This is a genomic window from Mesorhizobium sp. M2C.T.Ca.TU.002.02.1.1 (assembly GCF_003997225.1).
This window is the reverse complement of record NZ_RZTO01000494.1, coordinates 1-4,739: the sequence shown is the minus strand read 5'-3', so window position 1 is coordinate 4,739 and position 4,739 is coordinate 1. Positions and strand designations below refer to the sequence as shown.

Annotated in this window: 5 protein-coding genes; 3 read left to right on the top strand and 2 right to left on the bottom strand. The window is 65.1% G+C overall.

The window, feature by feature from the left end; translation table 11 throughout:
• Positions 1 to 561 (bottom strand): SDR family NAD(P)-dependent oxidoreductase (locus tag EOD07_RS23200; protein WP_127237117.1); only part of this gene is annotated, 561 nt, incomplete at its 3' end.
• A gap of 106 nt (positions 562 to 667) precedes the next feature.
• Between EOD07_RS23200 and EOD07_RS23195 the strand changes: the two genes are divergently transcribed.
• The gene (locus EOD07_RS23195) at positions 668 to 1,564 is read left to right on the top strand and encodes a LysR family transcriptional regulator (RefSeq protein ID WP_127237116.1); all 897 of its coding nucleotides are present in this window, start codon (positions 668 to 670) and stop codon (positions 1,562 to 1,564) included.
• Positions 1,565 to 1,570: 6 nt separating this feature from the next.
• On the opposite strand, the gene EOD07_RS23190 is transcribed toward EOD07_RS23195, so the two are convergent.
• Positions 1,571 to 2,197, bottom strand: coding sequence for a TetR/AcrR family transcriptional regulator (locus tag EOD07_RS23190; RefSeq protein ID WP_127237115.1), 627 nt, complete (start codon positions 2,195 to 2,197; stop codon positions 1,571 to 1,573).
• Between the two features lie 114 nt (positions 2,198 to 2,311).
• Here EOD07_RS23190 and EOD07_RS23185 point away from each other — a divergent pair, with 114 nt between their 5' ends.
• Together EOD07_RS23185 and EOD07_RS23180 are read left to right on the top strand one after the other, a co-directional pair.
• Positions 2,312 to 3,496, top strand: a complete 1,185-nt coding sequence (locus EOD07_RS23185; protein WP_127237114.1) for an MFS transporter — start codon at positions 2,312 to 2,314, stop codon at positions 3,494 to 3,496.
• Between the two features lie 13 nt (positions 3,497 to 3,509).
• On the top strand, positions 3,510 to 4,739 hold a 1,230-nt coding region (locus EOD07_RS23180), incomplete at its 3' end, for a D-arabinono-1,4-lactone oxidase (protein ID WP_127237113.1).

Genomic DNA, 4,739 nt, shown 5'->3' with positions numbered 1-4,739 from the left:
CGCCACGGTGTTGGCGGTGATGCCGCGCTGCCCGAGTTCCTTGGCGAGGTAGCGCGTGAACACCTCGATGCCGCCCTTCATCATCGCATAGGCCGACGAACCGGGAGCGGCGAAGCGCGCCAGCCCGCTCGATATGTTGATGATGCGGCCGCCATCGTTGATCAGCGGCAGCAGTGCCTGGGTGAGGAAGAACACGCCTTTGAGATGGGTGTTCATCAGCGTGTCGAATTCCGCTTCGGTCGTCTCGGCGATCATCTTGCGCAGGCCGGTGCCGGCATTGTTGACGAGATAGTCGAAGCGGTCGCGCTGCCAGGTCTGGTGAAGCGTCTTCTTCAACGCTTCGACGAATGCCGGGAAGCTGGCGACGGCGCCCGCGTCGAGTTCGAGCGCGGCGGCGCGGCCACCGGCGACCTCGATCTCGGCAATCGCCGCCTTGGCCTCGTCGGCGCGCGAGCGATAGGTGATGATGACGTCGACGCCCTTGTGGGCGAGGTTGAGCGCCGTGTTGCGGCCGAGGCCGCGGCTGCCGCCGGTGATGAGGGCGATGGGGCGAGTGGTCATGGCGAAATCTCCTTCTGGGTGGATGGAGACGCATATACTCGCCTGAGTGCCCGATATAATCGCCTCTGCATTGCCAACACTATTCAGTCTGTGCGAACAATCGGTCATGGACCGGTTCGACAGCATGCGGTTATTCACCCGGCTCGTGGAGCGGCGCAGCTTCACCGCCGCCGCGGCCGATCTTGGCCTGCCGCGCTCCAGCGCCACCGCCGCGATCAAGCAGCTCGAAGAGCGGCTCGGCGTGCAATTGCTCCGCCGCACCACACGCCATGTCACCACGACGCTTGACGGCGAAGCCTATTACCAGCGCTGCATCGGCATCCTGGCCGATATCGAGGACGCCGAGGGCGCCTTTGGCGCGCGTGAAGTGCGCGGCCGGCTCAGCATCGACATCAACGGCAACATGGCCCGCACCTTCGTCATTCCGGAACTGCCGGCCCTGCTTGCCCGCTATCCAGGACTCAGCGTGCATATCGGCGAGGGTGACCGCTTCGTCGACCTGGTGCGCGAGGGTGTCGATTGCGTGGTCCGTGCCGGCACGCTGCCCGACAGCGATATGATCGCGCGCCGCATCGGCATGGCCCGCGAGACGACGATTGCCAGCGCCGCCTATGTCGAGCGCCACGGACTGCCGCGCACCCTGGAGGAGCTTGCCGGGCATATGATGATCGGCTTCGTCTCGTCCCGCACCGGCCAGGTGATGCCGCTGGAATTCACCGTCGACGGCAAGACCCGCGAGATCGTGCTGCCGTCGCGCGTCACGGTTTCCAATTCCGACACGGCCGCCACGCTGGTGCGTCAGGGTTTCGGCCTCTACCAGGCGCCGCGCCGCCGCTTCGCCGCCGACATCGAAGCGGGCCGGCTGATCGAGGTGCTGCCGGACAATCCGCCGACGCCGACGCCGATCTCGGTGCTTTATCCGCCGAGCCGCCAGCTTTCGCCAAGGGTGAGGGTGTTTGTGGATTGGCTGGTGGAGATTCTGGGGCCGAAGCTGGATCCCTGACCGCGCTCAGAGAAACAACCGCAACTGCGCATGGATGATCGAGCGATAATCCTCGATCGTCATCCGTCCTTCCGCCTCGTCTTGCGTCAGCGCCAGCCGCACGACGCCGCCGGCGAGCTGGAAGATCAGGAACACGATCCGGGCGAAAGCCTCGCGTTGCTCAGGCTCGATCAACGGGACGACCGTTTCGCAGAACATCTCCGCTTGCCGCTTGGTCTCGGCGATATCGAGATTCTTGAGCGCCTTGTCGGCCTGGATCGCGTTCTGCAAATCCTGGATTGCCGGATCGCCGGCCACGCGGCCGCGATAATCATCGAGCAGCCGGTCCGCTGCCGGCATCACGTCCTCGCGTTCCCGCACATTCGCGACGATCTCGCGGAGCCGCGCCCGGCTTTCCTCGGAAAAGCGCTCGTAGAGCATCGCCAGGATCGCCGACTTCGACGGAAAATAATGATAGACGGTGGCGATCGGCCCTCCGGCCAGCGCGCCCACCTCCTTCATCGTCACCGCGTCGATGCCTTTTTCGCCGATCAGCCGCATGGTCGTGGCGAGGATCGCGTCGATGCGCTCGCGGCTGCGCTCCTGTTTGGGCCTGCGCCGCGGTTCCGTCGCTTTTCGCCTCGTCTGCGTCATGCGCCAAATCACTCACGCGAATTCGCGGTTGACAAGAAACATGATCAAGTATCAGTTTCGCCAAATGCTGACAACTTGTCAGCTTTCCGACCGAGCTGCAAGGGAGAGCGCCTCATGACCGCATCGCAAGCCGCGCAGGCGGAAAATGGCGATTGGCTTGTCGGCAATCCGACCGGGCTGCAACTGGCCTCGGCGCTTTGGGTCGGCTCGGTCGGCCTGCTCATCCTCGGCTTGCAGCCGGTGCTGCTCGGCGCGCTCTACGCAGAAGGTCACGTCACCGGCGACGAGCTTGCGCTGGTCGCCACCGCCGAGATGATCGCCATCGCCATCGGCTCGGCGATCGTGGCGATGCTGCTCCCCGCCAGGAACATGCGCTGGAAAAGCGCGGTGCTGCTCGTGCTTTTGGCGCTTGCCAATGTCTGGACCGCTTACGCCGGCAGCCCCAATGCGGTGATCGGCGCACGCATGCTGGCTGGCCTCGCGGAGGGCGGGCTGGTCGCCGTCGCGACGGAGCTGATCGCCCGCTCACGCCGGGCCGAGCGCATCGGCGGCTATTTCGTCACGCTGCAGACCTTGGCGCAATGCGCGCTGGCGCTGATCCTCGCGCTCTATGCCGTGCCGCGAGCAGGCTCGGCCGGCGGCTTCATCGCGCTCGGCATCGTCTGTCTGCTTTCGCTCGCCGTCGCCTGGACCGTGCCCTACGACTATGCCGACCTTCCCAAGGAAGAGCAGTTCGCCAATGTCGCGACCGTGCCGGCGATCACCGCGCTTTTGTCGATCTTCTGCTATTTCATGTTCTTCGGCGCCGTCTGGGCTTTTCTCGAGCCGATCGGCGCGCAGTTCGGCATCGACGGCCGCACCGTCGGCCTGATGGTTTCGGCAAGCCTTGCCGCGCAGGTGATCGGCGCCATGACCGCGACAATCTTCGAGGCGCGCATCGACTATCGCTTTGCCATCACGATCATCGGCATCGTCGCGGCGATCAGCTCGGTGCTGTTGGCGTCCGGCCCGGGTCTTTCGGTGTTCTGGGCAGTGGCGCTGGTGATGGACTTCATCCTGCTCTTCATCGTGCCGTACCAGATCCGCCTCGCCATCACCGCCGACGAGACGCGCACCGCCGCCCTCCTGGTGCCGGCCGCCCAACTCTTCGGCCTCGCCATCGGCCCGGTCGCCGCCTCGCTTCTGATCGAAGGCGATAATTTCCGGCCGGTGCCGGAATTTGCCGCCGCCACCGCTTTGGCGAGCGTGCTTTTGCTCGGCGTCTTCGTGCTGGTCGCGCGCCGCCGCGGCCAGCCCTGAGAGGAGGATCATGATGGCAAAAGCCTGGAGCAACTGGTCCGGCTTCGTCACAGCCTCCCCGCAATCAATCGCGACGCCCGCCGACGCCGGCGAACTGGCCGAGCTGGTGCGCAAGGCGCCCGCACCGCTGCGCGTCGCCGGCGCCGGCCATTCCTTCACGCCGCTGGTGCAGTCGGACGGCACTATCGTCTCGCTGGAGAAGATCGAAGGGCTGATCTCGCACGATGCCGCGAACAACCGGGCGCGGGTGAGGGCGGGGACCAGGCTGGGCGCCCTGATGCATATCCTGCAGGACATCGGCCAGGGCCTGCCCAATATGGGCGACATCGACAAGCAGGCGATCGGCGGCGCGCTCGGCACGGCAACGCATGGCTCGGGTCCGACGCTCGGCGCCTATCACACGCAGCTGGAGGCGGTGCAGCTCGTCGACGGGCAGGGCAAGCTGCGCGATTATGGCCGGGCGAATGATCAGGACATGATCCACGCCACCGGCGTCGCGCTGGGCGCTTTCGGCATTCTCACCGAAGTGACGATGAACAACATCGCGGCCTACCGCCTGCGCCGCCGCAAATGGGTGCTGCCGATCGGCGACATGCTGCGCGATTTTGAAAGGATGATGGCCGCGCACCGTTCGGCCGAATTCTACTACATCCCGTTTTCCGGCTATGCGCAGTTCATCGCCAGCGACCTGAGCGATGCCCAGCCGACGCAGCGGCCGACAGAGGACGACGAGGAAGGGCTGGCGACATTGCGCAAGCTACGCACCGTGCTGCGCCGGCTGCCGTCGTTGCGCCGCGCGCTGATCAAGGGCGCGGTCAAAAAGGTGCCGGCCGAGGATTATGTGCAGGACTGGCTCAATGTCTATGTCAGCGACCGTCGCACCAAATTCAACGAGATGGAGTACCACCTGCCTTACGAGGAAGGTCCGAAGGCATTGGCCGAGATCATCGCGCTGACCGAAAAACACTTTCCGGAAGTCTATTTCCCGATGGAGGTGCGCTCTGTGGCGCCCGACGAATTCTGGCTTTCGCCCTTCTACAAGAGGCTGACCTGCTCGATCGCCATCCACCACGACGCGGCGAACGACCCATTGCCCTTCATGCGCGCCGCCGAGCCGATCTTCTTGAAGTATGGCGGCAGGCCGCATTGGGGAAAGATGCACAGCCTGAAGGCGGCGGACTTCAAGAAGCTTTATCCGCGCTGGGACGACGCGCTTGCCGTGCGGCGCGACATCGACCCGGAC

Excerpts from the sequence above, each read along its gene's own strand:
- EOD07_RS23195 (WP_127237116.1), top strand. The coding sequence starts at position 668 with ATGGACCGGTTCGACAGCATGCGGTTATTCACCCGGCTCGTGGAGCGG.
- EOD07_RS23190 (WP_127237115.1), bottom strand. The coding sequence starts at position 2,197 with ATGACGCAGACGAGGCGAAAAGCGACGGAACCGCGGCGCAGGCCCAAA.
- EOD07_RS23185 (WP_127237114.1), top strand. The coding sequence starts at position 2,312 with ATGACCGCATCGCAAGCCGCGCAGGCGGAAAATGGCGATTGGCTTGTC.